This is a genomic window from Mesorhizobium sp. M7A.F.Ca.US.006.04.2.1, from assembly GCF_004022915.1.
GTDB classification, from domain to species: Bacteria; Pseudomonadota; Alphaproteobacteria; order Rhizobiales; family Rhizobiaceae; genus Mesorhizobium; species Mesorhizobium ciceri.
In genome coordinates this window covers 1-738 of sequence record NZ_RZQA01001491.1, presented here as the reverse complement: position 1 = coordinate 738, position 738 = coordinate 1, and the positions used below count along the sequence as shown (strand labels likewise).

Here is a 738-nt window from a genome sequence, read left to right as displayed (position 1 = left end):
CTACACTACAGTGCGAGCGAAGGCTTGTCAGGCAGCCTGCAGGCGCGCCGTGGCCGCCAACAGATCGGTCTGGGTGATCAGCCCGAGAATCCGCTTGTCGTCGTCGACGATGATGACCGCATGGCTGCGGCCGTCGGTGAGGACGGGCAGCAGACCCATGGCGGCGACGCCGGCGGCGGCTGTTGCCGCGGGCGTTAAGACGGATCCAACCGTCCCCGAGGCCTGGGTGAGTTCGCGCAACCCCACCGTGCCTGCCAGCCTGGCTTCCGCATTGACGACCGGCAAGGTGCGGATGTTGTGGTCAAGCAGCAATTGGCGCGCCGCGTCGGTGGAGGTGTGAGCATCGACCGAGATCACATCGCGCGACATGATGTCCTCGCACAGAAGGGTCTTGTGCGCGCGCACCATCGCCTGCAATTCGACCTGCCGCAGCAGCCGGTCGAGATCGTTGCGATCGATATCGAACGTCTCGTCGAGTGCGCCAAGCGCGGCATCGATGTCTTCCGACCGAAAGCCCACGCGCAGCTGCGCCGGCAGATCGCCGGTGCCGTGGCTGTTTGCCGGCGCCGCAACCGGCACATGCGGATAATTGCGCCGGGCCAGCCTGTGGAAGCCGTAGCCGAGCGCCACCAGCAGGATCGAGTTCAGCGCCACCGGCACGAATGGAAACAGGAAGCCGGCGCTGATCACGGCAGGCCCTCCCAGCACCGCGGTCAGCGCGGCCGCTCCGCCCGGCGG

Annotated in this window: 1 protein-coding gene; it reads right to left on the bottom strand. The window is 67.2% G+C overall.

The genetic code is table 11. The features are described from left to right. Window positions 1-27: 27 nt before the first annotated feature. A partial coding sequence (locus tag EN925_RS38265; RefSeq protein WP_164894795.1) for a CBS domain-containing protein occupies window positions 28-738 on the bottom strand: 711 nt, incomplete at its 5' end.